Source organism: Amycolatopsis sp. PSD-21, assembly GCF_055561455.1.
Genome location: NZ_CM145712.1, coordinates 2,068,541 through 2,087,587 on the forward strand (window position 1 = coordinate 2,068,541; position 19,047 = coordinate 2,087,587).

Genomic DNA, 19,047 nt, shown 5'->3' on the forward strand with positions numbered 1-19,047 from the left:
GTGTAATGGTGGTCCCATGCGGATCGGTGAGCTGGTACGGCGGACGGGCGTGCGGGAGCGCCTGCTCCGGTACTACGAGGAGCAGGGCCTCCTGCATCCGGTGCGAAGGCCGAGCGGGTACCGCGAGTACTCCGAACAGGACGTCGGGCGGGTACGCAACATCCGCACGCTGCTGTCCGCGGGTTTGGGTACCGCGACCATCGCCGGAGTGCTGCCGTGCATGGTCGATCTGGGGAACGGCCTCGCTCCCGCGTGCGCCGACCTGCTGCCCGAGCTGTACCGGGAGCGGGAGCGGATCAGCGCGGCGATCGACGAAATGACGGCGACAAGGGAGGTGCTGGACGGCATCATCGCCGCGACGGTCCCGCACGCCGACGAGGTCGCCGAAGCGTTGGGCTCGTGAGTGGTAAGGACGGTTAGAACCGTCTTCACCACTCACGGCCGTTCCGGTGCCCGAAATGGTTGGATGGGCCGGTGAACTTCGTGATCGGCGTCTTCGATCTCTTCGCCTACACCATCCCCGGCGCGCTGTACGTCGCGTTCTTCGGCTACCTCGGGGCGAAACTCCACATCCTGACCGCGGCGAGCATCGGTGGTGTGCCCACCGTGGTGCTGGTCGTCGTGATCGTGGTGCTGAGTTTCCTGCTGGGCTATCTGGCCTATCCGCTCGGGGAGGCGCTGGAGCGGATCGTGCCGCGAAGGCGGAACCGGGACGCGGCCCAGGATTTCGTCCGCCGGATGCCCGCCGCGAAAGACCGCCCGTTCCTGAAGGAGAACCCGCATCTCCTGCTGTGCGCGCTGCAACTGCACGACAAGGAGGTCGCGGCCGACGTCACGCGGCTGCGGGCGTCCGGGCTCATGGTGCGCAACTGCGCGCCGCCACTGCTGTTCGGCGCCATCGCCGCGATCGTCGACATCTTCGCGGGCAAGCACCCGTTCGTCGCCGCCGTCGTCGCGGTGCTGCTGCTGTTCTCGTCGCTCACCTTGGTTTCGCAGGGCCGGAAGCTCGGACTCTGGGCCGGGATGAAGACGTTCGAGCTGTGCTTCTGGCTGCCGGAGATCGACGAGAAACTGAAGACGGACACCGCTGCTTGACCGGGGCCTGTGCGGCCGAAGGCGTAACTCGCGTGCTCAGACGCGTAACTCGCGTGTTTGGAGGCGTAACTCGCGAGTTACGCCTCCAAACACGCGAGTTACGTCTTTCAGAACGACAAAGCCAGCAAGACCCCCGCGACGGCGACCTCGACGCAGCCCCCGAGCACGTCCCCGGTGACCCCGCCCAGCCGCCGAACACACCGCGCCAGCAACGCCGCCGCGGCCAGATACCCCAGTGCCACGGCGGCGAGCCCTTGCCACCACGGCAGTACCAGCGCCGCCGCACCCGCGAGCACGGCGAACACCACCGCCGCCGCCCACACCGGGACCGAACCCGCGACGGTCGCGCCCAGCCCTTCCGGCCGGGCCGAGGGGACGCCGCGCGCGCAGCACAGCGAGAGCACCCCGCGTCCGGCGACGACCGCCACCGCGGCCGCCGCGATCCCGTGCCCGGCCGAGATCGCCCCGGCCAGCGCGCCGACCTGCACCAGCAGCACCAGCACCAGGGTCGCGATCCCGGTCGGCCCGGAATCCCCGCGCCGCATGACCTCCAGGGCCCGCGCGCGGTCGTACGAAGCGCCGAGCCCGTCCGCGGTGTCGGCGAGTCCGTCCAGATGGAGCCCGCGGCTGCCCAGCGCCACCGCGCCCAGCGCGAGCGCCGCCGACGCGAACGCGGGCAGGCCGATCAGCTCACCCAGGAAGACGATCACCGAGGCGCCGGCCGCGAGCGGCACGACGGCCAGCGGACCGAGCAGCATCGCGCCGCCCGCCACCCGCCGGTCGATCAGGCCCGGCGCCGGCACCCGGACGGTGGTCAGGGTGCCGATGGCCATCTTCAGCGCGTCGGCGATCAAGCCAGATCCGCCAGCAGGCCCATGTCCGCGAGGATCGCCCGCGCCGCCCGCAGCGTCGGCACCGCCTGCACGGCGCCGCTGCCCTCGCCGAGCCGCAGCCCGAGGTCGAGGATCGGCTCCAGCCCGAGCGCCTTCAACGCGAACGCCTGCGACGGCTCGGTCGACCGATGCCCCGCCAGCCACCACTGTTCGGCCCCCGGCGCGATCTCACGCGCGACGAGCGCGGCGGCCCCGGAGAAGACGCCGTCGAGCAGGACCGGAACCCCGCGGACCGCGGCCTGCACGAGAAAGCCCGCCGTCGCGGCGAGACAGGCGCTGCCGAGCTCGGTGAGCAACGTGAAGGGGTCTTTCACCGCACCGGACCTGACCAACGCGGCTTCGACGACCGCGAGCTTCCGCGCCCGCGTGTCCTCGTCGATCCCGGTGCCCGTACCGACGACGTCCTCCGGGAGCAGGCCGAGCAGCGAGGCGACCACGGCCGCGCAGATCGTCGTGTTGCCGATCCCCATGTCACCGGGGATGAGCAGATCCGCGCCGCCGTCGATCTCCTCGTCCGCGATCGCCAGCCCGTGCTCGAACGCCGTCCGCGCCTCGCCATCGGCGAGCGCGTCCTCGACGTCGATCGAGCCGGAACCGCGCCGGACCTTGTGCGCGGTGACCTCGGCCGGCACGTCCGCGCCGTCCCAGTCCACCGCGATGTCCAGCACCCGCACCTTCGCCCCGGCCAGCCCGGCCAGCACATTGACGCCGCTCTTCCCGGCCAGGAACACCCGCACCATCGCCGCGGTGACCTCGCGCGGATACGCCGACATCCCGGAAACCCCGTGGTCCCCGGCGAAGACGACCACGCGGACGTCGTCGAGCGGGCGCGGCGGGACGACGCCGTGCGCGGCGCTGAGCCAGGCGGCCAGGTCTTCGAGCCGTCCGAGTGAACCCAGCGGTTTGACCAGGCCGTCCAGTCTGGCGCGCGCGGCGGCTTCGGCGGCGGCGTCCGGGGTGGCGATACGCATGGCGACTCCCTATGGCAGGTCGAGCATCCGTCCGGCGACGACCAGCACGGTCCGGTCGGACACGGCGGACACCCGGTTGTTCAGCGCGCCCAGCACATCACGGAACACGCGTCCGGACACCGTCGCGGGCACCACACCGCTGCCGACCTCGTTGCTGACCGCGATCACCGGCACGTCCGCCTGCTCCCACGCCGCCAGGAAGTCCTCCAGCCGGTCGTCGAGCCGCCGTTCCCAGCCGTTGCGCTGCTCCCAGGCGCCGACCTCGTCGAGCACGCGGCTGATCCACGTGCCGAGGCAGTCGATGAGCAGCGGATGCGTCGCCGTGCGCAGCACCGTGGCCAGGTCGGTGGTCTCCACCGTCTTCCAATGGCCCGGCCGCCGCGCGCGGTGCGCGGCCACCCTGGCGGCCCATTCGGGATCTTCGGCGCTCGGCGGCAGCCCGGGCGCGACGTAGGTCAGGTGCGGGTGGCGGGACGCGAGCCGCTCGGCGTGGTGTGACTTCCCAGAGCGGACGCCGCCCAGTATCAGCACCTTGCCGTCGTCGCGCGAGTAGCGGCGAAGTGCGCGCGCGAGGGTCTCCAGGACCTTCGCGAGGCGGTGCGTCAGCTTGGTCATACCCCGCATTCTCGTGCACGCGCTACGGTTCGCCACGTGCCACTCCGACAAGCCGCCACCGCAGCCGGACTCGTGACCGGTTACGTCGCCGACGCCGTCTTCGGAGATCCACGCAGAAGGCACCCGGTCGCGGGTTTCGGCCGCGCCGCGCAAGCCCTCGAACAGCGGGTTTACGCCGATTCGAAGGTACGGGGCGCGGCGTACACCGCGGTCTGCGCGGGCACGGTCACCGGATTGGGGGTCGCGGCCCAGTTCTGGACCCGCAAGCGCCCGTTCGCGCGGTTCGTGCTCACCGCGGCGTCCACCTCGGTGGTTCTGGGCGGCAAGGGGCTCGCGGCCGAGGGCACCCGCATGGCCCGGTTGCTCGACGACGGCGACCTGCCGGCCGCGCGTGAGCGGCTCTCGCATCTGTGCGCCCGCGACGCCACCGGGCTCGACACCGAACAGCTCGCGCGGGCCACCACCGAGTCCATCGCCGAGAACACCTCGGACGCGGTCGTCGCGCCGCTGCTGTGGGGCGCGGTCGCCGGGATCCCCGGCCTGCTCGGCTACCGCGCGCTCAACACGCTCGACGCGATGGTCGGCTACCGGTCCCCGAAGTACGCCAACTTCGGCTGGGCGTCGGCGCGGACCGACGACCTGGCGAATCTGGTGCCGTCCCGGGTCGGCGCGGCGCTCACGGTCGCGTCGGCGCCGCTGGCGGGCGGCTTCGCCAAACCCGCGTTTCGGATCTGGCGCCGCGACGGGAAACACCATCCGAGCCCCAACGCCGGCCAGGTCGAGGCCGCCTTCGCCGGTGCGCTCGGGATCAGGCTGGGCGGGACGAACAGCTACGGCGGACGCACCGAACGCCGCGGTGTCCTCGGCGACGGCCGTGAGCCGGAACCGGTGGACGTGCGCCGCGCGGTCCGGCTGTCGAGGGCGGTCGGTCTCGCCGCGCTCGCCGTCGCGGTGGCGGTCACCCGGTGAGCGGCCTGCTCGTCGCGGGGACGACGTCGGACGCGGGCAAGAGCCTGGTCACCGCCGCGTTGTGCCGCTGGCTCGCGCGCCGGGGCGTGCGGGTCGCGCCGTTCAAGTCCCAGAACATGTCGAACAACTCGATGGTGTGCGCGGACGGCGCCGAGATCGGCCGCGCGCAATGGCTCCAGGCGCGGGCGGCCCGCGTCGAACCCGAAGCCGCGATGAACCCGGTACTGCTGAAACCCGGGAGCGATCGGCGCAGCCACGTCGTCGCGCTCGGGAAACCGTTCGGCACGCTGGAAGCGGGGGAGTACGCCACGGGCCGGGCCGGGCTCGCGGAGATCGCCTTCGACACGTTCTCGTCGTTGCGGCGCCGCTTCGACGTCGTGCTGTGCGAAGGCGCGGGCAGCCCGGCCGAGATCAACCTGCGCGAAGGCGACTACGTCAACATGGGGCTGGCGCGGCGCTTCGGCCTGCCTGTGGTCGTCGTCGGCGACATCGACCGCGGCGGCGTCATGGCCGCGATGTTCGGCACGCTCGCCCTGCTGTCCGCCGAAGACCAGGCGCTGGTTTCGGGCTGGCTGGTCAACAAGTTCCGCGGTGACGTCGGCCTGCTACGGCCGGGGCTGGAGACGCTGGAGAAGCTCACCGGCCGCGAGGTCTTCGGCGTGCTGCCCTGGCTCGACCAGGTGTGGATCGACTCGGAGGACGCGCTCGCCGCCGCGGGCTGGGGCGCTTCGGGCGGATCGCTGCGGGTCGCCGTCGTGCGTTTTCCGCGTGCCTCCAACGCGACCGACGTCGACGCGCTCGCCGCCGAGCCCGGGGTCTCGGTCGCGCTGACCGCCGACCCGGACACGGTTCGTTCCGCCGATGTGGTGATCCTTCCGGGTTCCCGCGCGACCGTGGACGACCTGGCGTGGCTACGCGCGCGCGGCCTGGCCGACGCCGTGCGCGCACGGGCCGAGGCGGGGCGCCCGGTGCTGGGGATCTGCGGCGGCTATCAGATGCTGGCCGCCGAGATCGAGGACGACGTCGAATCCGGCGCCGGCACGGTCCCCGGACTCGGCCTGCTGCCGACGCGCGTCTCGTTCAGCGCCGACAAGGTGCTGGCCCGGCCATCGGGAGAGTGGCGCGGGCAACCCGTGGCGGCGTACGAAATCCACCACGGCACCGTGACCGCCACCGGCCCCGCCGAGTCCTTTTTGGACGGATACCGGCGAGGCGCGGTGTGGGGCACGATGTGGCACGGGGCCTTCGAGAACGACGGTTTCCGCCGCGCCTGGCTGGGCGAGGTGGCGGACTGGTCGCCCGCCGCCGGGGCACCGGGGTTCGGCGCGCTGCGGGAGAGCATGCTGGATCGGCTCGCCGACGCCGTCGAGGAGCACGTCGACACCGCCCGGCTGCTGCGCCTCATCGAAGAGGGCGCCCCTAGCGGTCTGCCTTTCGTGCCGCCGGGCGTCCCATGACGCATTTCGTCCTCTGAATGCGGTCCTTGCGCACGCGACTACCGCATCCAGAGGACGAAATGCTATGGAGGACGGGCACTGTGTGGATTTCGGGGCGTTGGCTGACCAGGAATCCACACGGTCCCCGCGTGACCGGTCCGGTCACGACGGCCAGACCGCCGCAGATGCGAGGTGTGTGGAAATAGGGACGTCGAACGTCTCTATTTCCACACACCCCTCGACCACGTCGAGCGATCACGCGAGGGCGAAGACACGGTCCGATCGCGAGTCATCCCGGACATAAGGTTGCCATCAAGTGTCCCATGTGGACGCTCCGCCTCACTAAGCGGCCTGAACTGCCGCCTTGTGCTTCAACGCCTTCTCGGCCAGAGCGCCGAAGGCCAGGCCGAGCGCGGTCCAGAGCACCACCTGCGTCCCGACCGAGGCGATCCGGAAGGACCACAGCGTGGAACCCGGGAACCCGTCGGGGACCTCGTCGATCGACGGCAGCAGCGCCGCGGCCACCCCGATCAGCACGACATACCCGCCCGCGGCGATCAGGCCGCCGCGCCAGGCGCCGAGCTTGTCGGCCAGCTTCCGCCCGAACGCGGCGGCGAGGATGCCGACCAGCAGCGAAAGCGCGACGAACCCGAAGTACAGCGAAGTCCGGCTGCCGATCGTGCCCGCCTGCCCGACCGCGGGCGGATTCCCCGGGTACTTCAGGAACGGCACCAGGAACACGACCACGAAAGCGCCGCCGGCGAGCAGGGCCGCGGTCACCCGCGGCCGCAGGGTGCCGAGGCGCCCGTAGACGAAGGCGAACGCGAGCGAGAACAGCCCGCCGACCGCGACGCCGTACAGGCCGACGCCGGTCAGCAGGCCGACGGTGCTCTGCACACCGCGCGTGACGAGCTCTTCCTCCGCTTCCGCGGGAGCGTGTTCATGGGCGCCCGGAGCGCTGTGCGAATGCGCGGCGGAGCCTTCGAGACCGATGGCGGCGTCGACCGAAGGCTCACCGAAGAAGTACGCGAAAAGGGTCGCCAGGACACCGGCGACCAGGCCCGCGAGCATGCCGCGGACCAGCAAGGTCCTCATCATGGGGCGCGTGCCGCCTAGTGGCACGGGAAGGCCAGCAGGTGCCGGCCGTCGTGGACGAACTCGTGGACGTAAGAGTTCGCGAACACCGACACCGCGCCCTGCTCGGCGCTGACGAAGTACAGCGTGATCAGCGAAAGGAGGATGACGAGCACCGCCCAGGGCAGGATCTCGCGGACGGGGATCCGGACGGGGACGGGTACTGCGGCTACCGCTTCGGACATGGCGGTGGACCTCCTCGGGCTAGCGCGGCCTCTTCAGGGGTTGTCACGACGGCTCCGGGTCTGGCTTCCCCGATGGCTCGGGGTCACAGTGGCGCGACCGCGCGGATTCTCACCGCGTTCCGGGTGCCGTCGTCTGGCCGGTCGAGCGTAGGTCGCCACGAAGCGTCCGGTCAATGTGACGGAACCCGATCGGCGCAGGCTCGTGATGTCACGCGGCTGGTTCGCCCAGGGGTACCTGACACCCCGTGGCCGGCCGATGACGCTGACGGATCCCTGCCGTCGACGCCGGTCCGCATGCCAAAATCCAGCTATGACACCAGCGGTGGCGGCACTCGATGTCGGCGGCACGTCCATCAAGGCGGCCCTGTACGACGCGGATCTGAAGGACCTCGCCAGCCTGCGCGAGCCGACGGCGCGCGGAGCGGACGGCGAGGCGCTCGCGGACCAGGTCGCGCGGATCGTGGAAACGCTGGGCAAGCAGGCGGGGACCGGGACGGCGGACGCGGTCGGGGTGGTCATCCCCGGCATCGTCGACGAAGTCGCGCGAGTGGCCCGGTTCTCGGCGAACCTCGACTTCCGGAACGTGCCGTTCGGCGAAATGCTAGACAGCAGGCTCGGGCTGCCGTTCGCGTTCGGGCACGACGTCCGCGCCGGCGGGCTCGCGGAGTTCCGCGTCGGCGCGGGCAAGGGCTGCACCGACGCCGCCTTCATCCCGGTCGGCACCGGGATCGCGGCCGCGCTCCAGCTCGACGGGAAGCTGTACGCCGCGGGCGGGCAGGGCGGCGAGATCGGGCATATCGACGTCGGCCACCGGCTGCCGTGCGGTTGCGGCGCGACGGGATGTCTCGAGGCGATCTCCTCCGCGTCGGCCATCGCCCGCCGCTACAGCGAGCACACCGGACGGCCCGCGGACGGCGCCGAGCAGGTGGTCGACGCCGCCCGGCACGGTGACGAGGCCGCGATCTCCGTGGTCAACGACGCCCTCGAAGGGCTCGGCCACGGCATCAAGACCCTGGTCACGCTGCTGGCGCCCGAAGTCGTCGTCCTCGGCGGCGGCCTGTTCACCGCGGGCGACTACGTGCTCGAACCGGTGCGGGTGTGGCTGGCGGCGAACCTGCAGTTCCAGCGCATGCCCGAACTGCGGATCGCGCAGCTCGGCGACGAGGCGGGCAGGCTCGGCGCCGCGCTGCTGGCGCTGGACCGGCTCAAGCCGTGACCACCCGCACTCCTTCCTCCTCGAAGGCGTGCACCCGCTCCGGATCCGCGCGGCCATCGGTGACGAGGACGTCGACGTCGGTGGTCGCGCAGATCTTCGCGAAGGCGTGACCGCCGAGCTTCCCGCTGTCGGCGAGCACGACGACCTGCCGAGCACGGGCCGCCATCAGCCGGTTCGTGCTCGCGTCGCCCTCGTGATGCGCCTGCGCGCCGTGCACCGGGTCGAAGGCGTCCACGCCGAGGAACACCAGATCCAGCGAGATCTGGTCGAGGAAAAGTTGTGACAGCGGCCCGGACAGGTCGAACGACTGCTGCCGCGCGACCCCGCCGGTCACCACGATCTTGATATTGGGCCGGACGGCGAGTTCGTGGGCGATATTGAGCGCGTTCGTCACCACGGTGAGCGCCGGGCCGCCGGTCGGCTCGCCCATGTCCGGCCGGGTCGCGAGCGCGCGGCCGACTTCGGTGCTCGTGGTGCCGCCGTTGAGGCCGACCACCATGCCGGGATCGACCATTCTGGCCGCGGCGGCGGAAATCCGTTGCTGTTCCGGCGCGTTGCGCGCCGCCTTGTGCCGCAACGGAAGGTCGTAGGCGACGTTGCTCGCGACCGCGCCGCCGCGGGTGCGGACCACGAGATTGCGGCCCGCCAGGTGATCGAGGTCCCGGCGGATCGTCGCGGGGGAGACACCGAGTTCGCCCGCCGAAACCTCGACGTCGACTTTTTCCCGCTCTCCCACCATGTCCAATAAAGCCGTGAGCCGCTCATGCCGATTCATCCCCAGCTCCCTCCCCGAAGCCCGATGTCGCTTACCGCACCGGACAAAGTACTACGCGTCGCGAATGGGGCGGTTCGGGGACGCCGGGGAGAAAGGGAAATGGGCGGGCGCCGGTCACCCCCAGTGTGACCGGCGTCCGCCCGGTGGCCGGCACGCCCAGGACCGGCCCGTTTCGCAGGCTATCCCCGCCGACTCCGGATCGATATCGGATTTACGCCCGTTCCGGTGACGTTCAGCGGATATTCGCCGCCTGATCAGTCCTTTCCGCCGAGCCCGCGCAGGAAGGCGAGCGACGGCATGAAGAAGTAGTCGCCGCCCTTCAGCGTCACCGCCTGCGGGATCGGATCCGCGGTCACCGTGCGCGAGCCCGCCCATTCCGTGGTGTAGACGGATTCCGGCCGCGGGCCCTGGCCGATCACCGGATCGAGTCCCGGCGGCTTGACCCCGACGGGCGGGATCGGGAACCCGGGGTTGTTCGACCAGGTCGCCTGGGTGAACTCGAACTGGTTGCCCAGCACCGAATTGAACGCCATGAACAGCAGTCCGACGCCGCCGCTGGGCCGGGCGGACGGTGGCAGATCGGCGTTCGGGTCGTCGGCGCGTTCGCCGTAGGGCACGCCCCGCCGCGCCATCAGGTGCAGACGTTCCTGCGGCGGCGGTTCCGCGCCTCCGCTACCGCGCGGGTTCGTCTTCCGGATGTGGGCCTGGAAAGGACATTTGGCGCCGGCGGCGTCACTTCCGTAGTCGAAGTTGTTCGGTACCGGACTTTCCGCACCCTCTTCCCGTTGCGCGGTCAGCGGGGTGCCGTCTTCGAAACGGCCGACGATCATCGCGCCCGCCCGTTCCCGGTCTTCGCCGGCGAGGCCCAATTGATCCGCCAGCGCCTCCTCAGACTGCTTGAATCGCCGGACGTTCTGTTCCAGTTTGCGGAAAACGAAGTAGCTGCCGAAATGCACCCCGGGATCGGGAGCGGCGTGATCCGGGACGAGCACCTGGTTCAGCGGGGCGGCCGGATCCCAGACGCTGATGCCGTCCGATTCCGTCTTTTCCGCGTGGAGGTCCTCGACCAGGAAGAGCGGCTGGCTCCGGCCGTCCACGTAACCGAAATGCTCGATTCCGTCACCGTTGGCGTTCACCCGCCCGAATCCGGTTTCCTCGGCGACGACGGAAATCGTCGACGGAATCAGTGCCAGAACCTCGTTCCGGCGCGCGGTCATCGGAGCGTCCTCGGCGTCGCCGACGATGACGACCGCGTGGATCTCGTCGTGGTATCCATTGTCGAACGTGGAGCGTGGCGGGTCGTTCAGCTTCTCGCGGGTCTCCTGCGCGCGCATGCCGAGACGGAACGATTCGTCTTGTGGCACTTCGATTTGCAGGAACCGGTAGCCCGCGGCGGTGAGCCCGGTGCCGACGTAGGGCGACCCCTTGACCCCTTCGGTTTTGAACCGCTCGACCTCGGTCAGGTGGGTCTTCGCGGACTTCATCAGCGGGACGAGCGACGCGAGGAACCTCATCGCTCCCGGAGCCTCCGAAAAACGGAGGAACAGTGCCGAAAAATGGTCGCGAGCGTGCGCTTTGAGGATGTTCGGCTGTAGTTCTTCGAGCATCTTCGCGGCGTCGCCGGTCGCGGTCTTCCATTCCAAGGGCATGGTCAGATCGACGGACATATCAAGGAACCCCCTCCTTGGGAACCCTGTCCGGCGGTCCCCGCCGCCGCACAGGTCTTACTCCTTGATACAACCGATACCGAAAGCTCGCCGTCATCACCCGTAAGTACACTCTTCCGGCGGTTCTTTCACTCGAAAGGACCAGCGGCCCGATTACACCCCGCGTTCAGTCGGGCGAACGCGCGTGAAGGCCCCCTTCCCTCGGCTCAGCCGAGGGAAGGGGGCCTTCACGCGCTAAAGGTGCCTAGGTGAGGGGCCGGTCGGTCGGCGCGATCGGCGCGGGCAGCACGTCCCGCCCGGTGAGGAACGCGTCCACCCCGGCCGCGGCGGAGCGGCCTTCGGCGATCGCCCACACGATGAGCGACTGGCCGCGGCCCATGTCGCCCGCCACGAACACGTTGTCGACGCTGGTCTTGAAGGTCTTGTCGCGGGCGACGTTGCCACGCTGGTCCAGTTCGACGTCGAGCGACTCCAGCAGGCCTTCCCGCTCCGGGCCGACGAAGCCCATCGCGAGCAGCACCAGCTGCGCGGGCAGTTCGCGTTCCGTGCCCTCGACCGGGACGAACTTGCCGCCCTCGTTGCGCACCTCGACCAGCTTCAGCGCGCGCACGCGCCCGCCGGCGTCGGCCAGGAACTCCTGGGTGTTGACCGAGTACAGCCGCTCGCCGCCCTCTTCGTGCGCGGACGAGACGCGGTAGATCATCGGGTACGTCGGCCACGGGTGCGCGTCCGACCGCGAAAGCGGCGGCTTCGGCATGATCTCCAGCTGCGTCACCGACTTCGCGCCCTGGCGGTGCGAGGTCCCGACGCAGTCCGCACCGGTGTCGCCGCCGCCGATGACCACGACGTCGAGGCCTTCGGCGCTGATCGGCGAGACGTCCAGCTCACCGGCGGCGACGCGGTTGGCGTGCGGCAGGAACTCCATCGCCTGGTGGATACCGGCGTGCTCGCGGCCGGGGATCGGCAGATCGCGCCACGCGGTCGCGCCGCCGGCGAGGACCACGGCGTCGTACGACGACTTCAGTTCCTCGACGGTGAGGTCGACGCCGACGTTCACCGAGGTCCGGAACTCCGTGCCCTCGGCCCGCATCTGGTCGAGACGCCGGTCGAGGCGGTGCTTCTCCATCTTGAATTCGGGGATGCCGTAGCGCAGCAGCCCGCCGATCTTGTCGGCCCGCTCGAAGACCACGACGCTGTGGCCCGCGCGCGTGAGCTGCTGCGCCGCGGCGAGTCCCGACGGGCCGGACCCGACCACCGCCACCTTCTTGCCGGTCTTGACGACCGGCATCTCCGGCGTGACCCAGCCTTCTTCGAAGGCCCGGTCGATGATCGAGATCTCGACCCGCTTGATGGTGACGGGATCGTCGTTGATCCCGAGCACACACGCCGTCTCGCACGGCGCCGGGCAGAGGGTCCCGGTGAACTCCGGGAAATTGTTGGTCGCGTGCAGCCGTTCGACCGCGTCGCGCCAATCGTCACGCCAGGTCAGCGTGTTCCACTCGGGGATGAGGTTCCCGAGCGGGCAGCCCTGGTGACAGAACGGGATGCCGCAGTCCATGCATCGGCCGGCCTGCTTCTGCAGCTTCGACGTCGCGAAGTCCTCGTACACCTCGCGCCAGTCCATCAGGCGCAGGTCGACGGGACGGCTCTTGGGCGTCTCGCGAGTGGTGGTCAGAAAGCCCTTGGGGTCAGCCATGTGCGGCCTCCATGATCGCCTCGTTCACGTCACGCCCGTCGCGCTCGGCCTTCGCCTGCGCCGCGAGCACGCGCTTGTAGTCCTTCGGCATGACCTTGCCGAACCGGTCGACGGCGGCGTCCCAGTCGGCGAGCAGCGCACGCGCGACCGCGGACTCCGTTTCGTCGTAATGCTTTTCGAGCGCCTCGCGCAGGAAGTCCACATCGGACGAATCCAGCGGGTCGACGTCGACCATCTCCGGGTTGATCCGGTGCGCGGGCAGGTCCAGCACGTAGGCGACGCCGCCCGACATACCGGCCGCGAAGTTGCGGCCCACGCCGCCGAGCACGACGACACGGCCACCGGTCATGTACTCGCAGCCGTGGTCGCCGACGCCTTCGACGACGGCCAGCGCGCCCGAGTTGCGCACGCAGAACCGCTCGCCGACCTTGCCGCGGATGAAGATCTCGCCGCTGGTCGCGCCGTACCCGATCACGTTGCCCGCGATGATGTGCTCTTCGGCGTTGTACCGCGCCACCTTCGGCGGCCGGACGATGAGCCGTCCACCGGAGAGACCCTTGCCGACGTAGTCGTTGCCGTCGCCGTAGAGCCGCAGCGTGATGCCCTTGGGCACGAACGCGCCGAACGACTGACCGGCGGTCCCGGTGAAGGTGACGTCGATCGTGTTGTCCGGCAGGCCTTCGCCGCCCCACCGCTTGGTGAGCTCGTGGCCGAGCATGGTGCCGACGGTCCGGTTCACGTTGCGGACCGGCAGTTCCAGCCGCACCTTGTCCCCGGACGACAGCGCGCCCTCGGCGAGCTGGATCAGCGTGTTGTCGAGCGCCTTCTCCAGCCCGTGGTCCTGCACCGTCTGCTGGTGCCGCAGCCCGGCCGGGGCCGAGTCGGGCACGTGGAAGATCGGCGACAGGTCGAGCCCGGCGGCCTTCCAATGGTCGATCGCCTTGCGCTTGTCGAGCATCTCCGCGTGGCCGACGGCCTCGGCGATGGACCGGAAACCCAGCTCCGCCAGGTATTCCCGGACCTCCTGCGCGATGAACTCGAAGAAGTTCACCACGTACTCCGCCTTGCCGCTGAACTTCTCGCGCAGCTTGGGGTTCTGCGTCGCGACGCCGACCGGGCAGGTGTCGAGGTGACACACCCGCATCATGATGCAGCCGGACACCACCAGCGGCGCGGTCGCGAAACCGAACTCCTCCGCGCCGAGCAGCGCGGCGATGACGACGTCACGGCCGGTCTTGAGCTGGCCGTCGGTCTGCACGACGATCCGGTCGCGCAACCGGTTGGCCAGCAGCGTCTGCTGAGTCTCGGCGAGCCCGAGTTCCCACGGGCCGCCCGCGTGCTTGATCGACGACAGCGGCGAGGCACCCGTGCCGCCGTCGTGCCCGGAGATGAGCACGACGTCCGCGTGCGCCTTGGACACACCGGCCGCGACCGTGCCGACTCCGACCTCGGACACGAGCTTCACGTGGATCCGCGCGGCCGGGTTGGCGTTCTTCAAGTCGTGGATCAGCTGGGCGAGATCCTCGATCGAGTAGATGTCGTGGTGCGGCGGCGGCGAGATCAGCCCGACACCCGCCGTGGAGTGCCGCGTCTTCGCGATCCACGGGTACACCTTCGCGCCGGGCAGCTGGCCGCCCTCGCCGGGCTTCGCGCCCTGCGCCATCTTGATCTGGATGTCGTCGGCGTTGACCAGGTACTCGCTCGTGACGCCGAACCGGCCGCTCGCGACCTGCTTGACCGCGCTGCGGCGCTCGGGGTCGTAGAGCCGGTCCGGGTCCTCGCCGCCCTCACCGGTGTTCGACTTGCCGCCGAGCCGGTTCATCGCGATGGCCAGGGTTTCGTGCATCTCGGCCGAAATCGAGCCGTAGGAGATCGCGCCGGTGGCGAACCGCTTGACGATCTCGGAGACCGGCTCGACCTCCTCGATCGGCACGGCGGGCCGCTGCCCGATCTTGAAGTCGAACAGCCCGCGCAGCGTGTACAGCTTCTGCGCCTGGTCGTCGACGGCCTTCGTGTACTCCTTGAAGACCTCGTACTTCCCGGCCCGGGTGGAGTGCTGCAGCTTGAACACCGTCTGCGGGTTGAACAGATGCGGCTCGCCCTCGCGGCGCCACTGGTAGTCCGAGCCGGTCTCCAGCTCGCGGTGGTTCGCGCGGAACCCGTCACGCGGGAACGCCCGGCGGTGCCGCTCGGCGACCTCCAGCGCGAGCGTGTCGAAGCCGACGCCGCCGAGCCGGGAAGTGGTGCCGGTGAAGCAGTTCTGGATGACCTCTTCGCCGAGCCCGACCGCCTCGAAGATCTGTGCGCCGGTGTAGGAGGCCACTGTGGACACTCCCATCTTCGACATCGTCTTGCGGACGCCCTTGCCCAGCGCCTTGATCAGGTTCGCGGTCGCCTGCTTCGCGGTGACGCCGGGGATCAGGCCCTGGTCGGCCATCTCCTCGACGGTCGCCATCGCCAGGTACGGGTTCACCGCCGCGACGCCGTAACCGATCAGCAGCGCGATGTGGTGCACCTCGCGCGCGTCGCCGGCCTCGACGATGAGGCCGACCTGCGTGCGGGTCTTCTCGCGCACCAGGTGGTGGTGCACCGCGCCGGTGAGCAGCAGCGACGGGATCCCCGCGTGGTCTTCGTCGATCCCGCGGTCGGACAGCACGATCAGCCGCGCGCCCTCGGCGATGGCCGCGGACACCTCGGCCCGGATCTCGTCGAGCCGCCGCACGAGCGCCTCGCCGCCACCGTGGACGTCGTAGGTGCCGTGCACGGTGACCGCCTGGAACTCGGGCAGGTCGCCGTCGTCGTTGACGTGCACCAGCTTCGCGAACTCGTCGTTGTCCAGCACCGGGAACGGCAGCACGATCCGGCGGCACGACTTCGCGTCGGCCTGCAGGAGGTTCGGCTCCGCGCCCAGCTGGGTGCCCAGCGAGGTGACCAGTTCCTCGCGGATCGCGTCCAGCGGCGGGTTGGTCACCTGGGCGAAGAGCTGGATGAAGTAGTCGAAGATCAGCCGCGGGCGGCTGGACAGCGACGCGATGGGGGAGTCGTTGCCCATCGAGCCGATCGGCTCCGCGCCGGTGCGGGCCATCGGTTCGAGCAGGACGTCGAGTTCCTCTTCGGTGTAGCCGAAGGCCTGCTGGCGGCGCACGAGCGCGGCGTGCGGCGGGATCTCACGCTCCCGCTCGGGAAGCCCGTCGAGCGGGAGCAGCCCGTCCTCGACCCATTCGTCGTACGGGTGCTCGGTGGCGAGACGGTCCTTGATCTCCTCGTCCTCGACGATCCGGCCGGCGGCCGTGTCCACGAGGAACATGCGGCCCGGCTCCAACCGTCCTTTCCGGACGATCGTGGACTGCTCCAGCTCCAGCACGCCGACCTCGCTGGCGAGGACGACGAGGCCGTCCTCGGTGACCCAGTACCGGGCGGGGCGCAGGCCGTTGCGGTCGAGCACCGCGCCGATCTGGGTGCCGTCGGTGAAGGAGACCAGCGCGGGGCCGTCCCACGGCTCCATCAGCGTCGAGTGGAACTCGTAGAACGCGCGGCGCGCGGGGTCCATCTCCTGATGGTTCTCCCAGGCCTCCGGGATCATCATCAGCACGGCGTGCGGCAGCGACCGCCCGCCGAGGTGGAGCAGCTCCAGCACCTCGTCGAAGGACGCCGAGTCGCTCGCGCCGCGGGTGATGACCGGGTAGATCCGCTTGAGGTCGCCCGGGATCAGGTCGGATTCGAGCAGCGCCTCCCGCGCGTCCATCCAGTTCCGGTTGCCGCGCAGGGTGTTGATCTCGCCGTTGTGGGCGACGTACCGGTACGGGTGCGCCAGCGGCCACGACGGGAAGGTGTTGGTGGAGAAGCGGGAGTGCACCAGGCCGATGGCGCTGGTGACGCGCTCGTCGGTGAGGTCGGCGAAGAACTTCTCGACCTGCGGCTCGGTGAGCATTCCTTTGTAGACGATCGTGCGGGAAGACAGGCTGGGGAAGTAGACGTCGTCCTCGACGAGCGCGTGCTCGGCGCGTTTGCGCACCACGAAGGCGGCGCGTTCCAGCGCCAGTCCCTCCAGCGCGTCGTTCCCCGCCAGGAACAGCTGGCTGAAGTACGGCATGGTCTCGGCCGCGCCGGTGCCGACGTGTTCGGTGTGGACGGGAAGGTCGCGCCAGCCGAGGACGCGCATGCCCTCTTCGGCGGCGATGCGTTCGATGGTCGTCATCGCCTGGCCGCGGGCGTTTTCGTCCTGCGGAAGGAAAGCCGTGCCGACGGCATACGCGCCGGGCTCGGGAAGGTCGAACCCGGCGACCTCGCGATAGAACTCGTCGGGGACCTGGATGAGGATCCCGGCGCCGTCGCCGGTCTCCGGGTCGGCGCCGCGGGCCCCGCGATGTTCCAGGTTCCGCAGCGCGATCAGCGCTTTGGCGACGATGCCGTGATCGCGTTTACCGGAGAGATCGGCGACGAACGCGACACCGCAGGCGTCGTGCTCGAACTCCGGGTCGTACAGGCCTTCGGGGGCCTTGCTGCCCTTGTAGCTGGCATGGTGGGTCACGGCTGGCCGCCTCCCAAGGCGTCGGCGCGACCGGTACCACTCCGTTCGGGTGGTTCGGACGTGAACCAGTTAACGGAGTGGTCCGGGACCGCGATGGTCAGTCGAGAGGGAACGATCCCGCCCGCGGAACCGGGGGCAGGCCTCGTAGAGCCGCACTGCACTGGGCGGCCGATGCGCATATCGGTACTGCTGTGCACGTGGGTGCCGTCTGGCCACTGTGGTGGGCGGCTGACGGGTACACGTGTTACTCCCGGGTTCGCCGGTCTTATGACGATAGTGTGAAATCGCTGTTATCGACATACGTCGCTTGGTCGGGGTGGGAAATGCCACGCGGGCGTTGACTTCAAACATCATCTGCCCACTGGCTGGAATGAGACGTCCACTGAGTGGGGCATCAGCCCGTTGACCTGCGTAAACGATCGCTCACCTGGTCCGAAAGTGTGACCTGGGTCGCGCGAAAGAGTGCGTTTCGCCGGTGTTGCGGTGACCCCGGGTGACTGCCGAATCGCCCGAACGGCAGAGCGGCGTGCCTGGTTTGAGAGGCTTGGCCGATGGCGGATCGTTATCTCACCGTGGCGGGCACCGGGGTCCACGAGATCGAAATCCGGCGTTCGCGCTTCCTGTGCGCGCTCGCGCCGGTCACCTCGGAAGAGGCCGCCCGATCGCTGATCGCGGGCCGTCGGAAGGCCGAACCGGCGGCCCGGCACCACTGTCACGCGTTCGTGTTGGGCGCCGACGGCCGCACCCAGCGCTCCAGCGACGACGGCGAGCCCGCGGGCACGGCGGGCACTCCGATGCTCGAAGTGCTCCGCCGCCGGGAGCTGACCGACACGGTCGCGGTGGTGACCCGGTACTTCGGCGGGGTGCTGCTCGGGGCCGGCGGCCTGATCCGGGCGTACGGGCAGGCCGTTTCGGAGGCCGTCGACGTCATCGGCGTCCGGGAGTACCGGCGGCTGCGGCTGGTGGAGGTCGTCGTCGATTACGACCGGGCAGGCCGCCTGGAGAACGACATCCGCTCGTCGCCGTACCTCCTGCACGCGACCCGCTTCGAGGACGTCGCGCATTTCGACGTCGGGCTCGCGCCGGACCAGGGCCCCGCGTTCCACGCCTGGCTCGCCGACCTCACCGGCGGGGAGGCCCTGGCCGAGGAGATCGGCGAAACCTGGCTGCCCACCCCGTGATCGGACGCGTAACTCGCGTGATCAGAGCCGTAACTCACGTGATTGAAGGCGTAACTCGCCTGATCACGTGAGTTACGCCTTCAATCACGCGAGTTACGCGTCCGATCACGTGAGTTACGGGCCCGCCACTCCTCCAGCGTGATGGCGTACTCGACCTCGCCCTCCTCCGTGCCGGGGATCGGGTTGTCGAAGTGCTCGTGATAGGTCCGGACGTGCCGCATGCCGATCTTCTCCATGACCCGCCGGGACCCCAGGTTCACCGCCATGGTCGCCGCCCAGATCCGCCGGGCCCCGAATTCGGTGAACCCCTTCTCCAGTAGCGCGAGCGAACCCTCGGTCGCGTACCCCTTGCCCCAGGACGCCCGGTTCAGCCGGTAACCCAGTTCCGGATCATCCGTATGGTGATCACGCAACGGGCGGAAATGGAACCAGCCCAGGAAAGCCCCGCTCGTTTTCTCGACCGCCGCCCAGAATCCGTAACCGGGGAAACGCTCGTAGTAACCGAGAAAGGCGGGAAGGTCGTGGTTTTCGATCTCCGCCCGGTCGGCGGGTTCGCCCCCATTGAGATAACGCATGACTTCGGGGTCGTCGTAGAGCGCGAACAGGTCGTCGACGTCGGCGCCGGTGAACTGTCGCAGCAGGAGCCGCTCGGTCTCCAGAAAGACACGCATCGGCAAAGCGTG

At 69.8% G+C, this 19,047-nt stretch carries 16 protein-coding genes; 6 read left to right on the forward strand and 10 right to left on the reverse strand.

What is annotated here, in order from left to right; all coding sequences use genetic code 11:
- Positions 1-16 precede the first annotated feature (16 nt).
- Both ACZ1DY_RS10140 and ACZ1DY_RS10145 read left to right on the forward strand, forming a co-directional pair.
- Positions 17-403, forward strand: a complete 387-nt coding sequence (locus ACZ1DY_RS10140; RefSeq protein WP_257488617.1) for a MerR family transcriptional regulator — start codon at positions 17-19, stop codon at positions 401-403.
- Between the two features lie 71 nt (positions 404-474).
- A complete protein-coding gene (locus ACZ1DY_RS10145; RefSeq protein ID WP_465484163.1) occupies positions 475-1,095 on the forward strand; it encodes a hypothetical protein in 621 nt (206 codons plus the stop codon).
- Between the two features lie 107 nt (positions 1,096-1,202).
- Here ACZ1DY_RS10145 and ACZ1DY_RS10150 read toward each other — a convergent pair whose 3' ends face one another.
- Genes ACZ1DY_RS10150 through ACZ1DY_RS10160 form a run of 3 tightly spaced genes read right to left on the reverse strand, consistent with a single transcriptional unit; the run spans position 1,203 to position 3,574 of the window.
- Positions 1,203-1,949 carry an adenosylcobinamide-GDP ribazoletransferase gene (locus ACZ1DY_RS10150; RefSeq protein ID WP_465484164.1) on the reverse strand — a complete coding sequence of 249 codons (747 nt, stop codon included), beginning with the start codon at positions 1,947-1,949 and terminating at the stop codon, positions 1,203-1,205.
- Positions 1,946-2,959 carry a nicotinate-nucleotide--dimethylbenzimidazole phosphoribosyltransferase gene (gene cobT, locus ACZ1DY_RS10155; protein WP_465484165.1) on the reverse strand — a complete coding sequence of 338 codons (1,014 nt, stop codon included), beginning with the start codon at positions 2,957-2,959 and terminating at the stop codon, positions 1,946-1,948. The genes ACZ1DY_RS10150 and cobT overlap by 4 nt, the downstream gene beginning before the upstream one ends.
- 9 nt (positions 2,960-2,968) lie before the next feature.
- Complete coding sequence (locus tag ACZ1DY_RS10160) at positions 2,969-3,574, reverse strand: bifunctional adenosylcobinamide kinase/adenosylcobinamide-phosphate guanylyltransferase (protein ID WP_465484166.1); 606 nt, start codon at positions 3,572-3,574, stop codon at positions 2,969-2,971.
- A gap of 36 nt (positions 3,575-3,610) precedes the next feature.
- Between ACZ1DY_RS10160 and ACZ1DY_RS10165 the strand changes: the two genes are divergently transcribed.
- Complete coding sequence (locus tag ACZ1DY_RS10165; protein WP_465484167.1) at positions 3,611-4,543, forward strand: cobalamin biosynthesis protein; 933 nt, start codon at positions 3,611-3,613, stop codon at positions 4,541-4,543.
- Positions 4,540-6,000 carry a cobyric acid synthase gene (locus ACZ1DY_RS10170; protein ID WP_465484168.1) on the forward strand — a complete coding sequence of 487 codons (1,461 nt, stop codon included), beginning with the start codon at positions 4,540-4,542 and terminating at the stop codon, positions 5,998-6,000. Before ACZ1DY_RS10165 ends, ACZ1DY_RS10170 begins: the two co-directional genes overlap by 4 nt.
- Before the next feature lie 321 nt (positions 6,001-6,321).
- Here the strand turns inward: ACZ1DY_RS10170 and ACZ1DY_RS10175 are convergent, their stop codons facing one another.
- On the reverse strand, positions 6,322-7,077 hold the full coding sequence (locus ACZ1DY_RS10175) for a CbtA family protein (RefSeq protein WP_126735415.1): 756 nt from the start codon (positions 7,075-7,077) through the stop codon (positions 6,322-6,324).
- 14 nt (positions 7,078-7,091) lie between these two features.
- A complete protein-coding gene (locus tag ACZ1DY_RS10180; protein WP_034312940.1) occupies positions 7,092-7,298 on the reverse strand; it encodes a CbtB domain-containing protein in 207 nt (68 codons plus the stop codon).
- Between the two features lie 310 nt (positions 7,299-7,608).
- Here ACZ1DY_RS10180 and ACZ1DY_RS10185 point away from each other — a divergent pair, with 310 nt between their 5' ends.
- Positions 7,609-8,514 carry an ROK family protein gene (locus ACZ1DY_RS10185; RefSeq protein ID WP_465484169.1) on the forward strand — a complete coding sequence of 302 codons (906 nt, stop codon included), beginning with the start codon at positions 7,609-7,611 and terminating at the stop codon, positions 8,512-8,514.
- On the opposite strand, the gene ACZ1DY_RS10190 is transcribed toward ACZ1DY_RS10185, so the two are convergent.
- The 4 genes from ACZ1DY_RS10190 to gltB form a co-directional block, all read right to left on the reverse strand.
- On the reverse strand, positions 8,504-9,289 hold the full coding sequence (locus ACZ1DY_RS10190; protein WP_126735417.1) for a DeoR/GlpR family DNA-binding transcription regulator: 786 nt from the start codon (positions 9,287-9,289) through the stop codon (positions 8,504-8,506). The two genes, ACZ1DY_RS10185 and ACZ1DY_RS10190, sit on opposite strands and share 11 nt — an antisense overlap.
- Before the next feature lie 254 nt (positions 9,290-9,543).
- Positions 9,544-10,956: a Dyp-type peroxidase gene (locus ACZ1DY_RS10195; RefSeq protein WP_257488611.1), complete on the reverse strand. Its 1,413-nt coding sequence runs from the start codon at positions 10,954-10,956 to the stop codon at positions 9,544-9,546.
- Positions 10,957-11,200: 244 nt separating this feature from the next.
- Positions 11,201-12,652, reverse strand: a complete 1,452-nt coding sequence (locus ACZ1DY_RS10200; RefSeq protein ID WP_465484170.1) for a glutamate synthase subunit beta — start codon at positions 12,650-12,652, stop codon at positions 11,201-11,203.
- Positions 12,645-17,183 carry a glutamate synthase large subunit gene (gene gltB, locus ACZ1DY_RS10205; protein WP_465484171.1) on the reverse strand — a complete coding sequence of 1,513 codons (4,539 nt, stop codon included), beginning with the start codon at positions 17,181-17,183 and terminating at the stop codon, positions 12,645-12,647. The genes ACZ1DY_RS10200 and gltB overlap by 8 nt, the downstream gene beginning before the upstream one ends.
- A gap of 551 nt (positions 17,184-17,734) precedes the next feature.
- On the opposite strand from gltB, the gene ACZ1DY_RS10210 reads away from it, so the two are divergent.
- A complete protein-coding gene (locus ACZ1DY_RS10210) occupies positions 17,735-18,364 on the forward strand; it encodes a YigZ family protein (RefSeq protein ID WP_126735425.1) in 630 nt (209 codons plus the stop codon).
- A gap of 80 nt (positions 18,365-18,444) precedes the next feature.
- On the opposite strand, the gene ACZ1DY_RS10215 is transcribed toward ACZ1DY_RS10210, so the two are convergent.
- On the reverse strand, positions 18,445-19,035 hold the full coding sequence (locus ACZ1DY_RS10215) for a GNAT family N-acetyltransferase (RefSeq protein ID WP_465484172.1): 591 nt from the start codon (positions 19,033-19,035) through the stop codon (positions 18,445-18,447).
- Between the last annotated feature and the right edge of the window lie 12 nt (positions 19,036-19,047).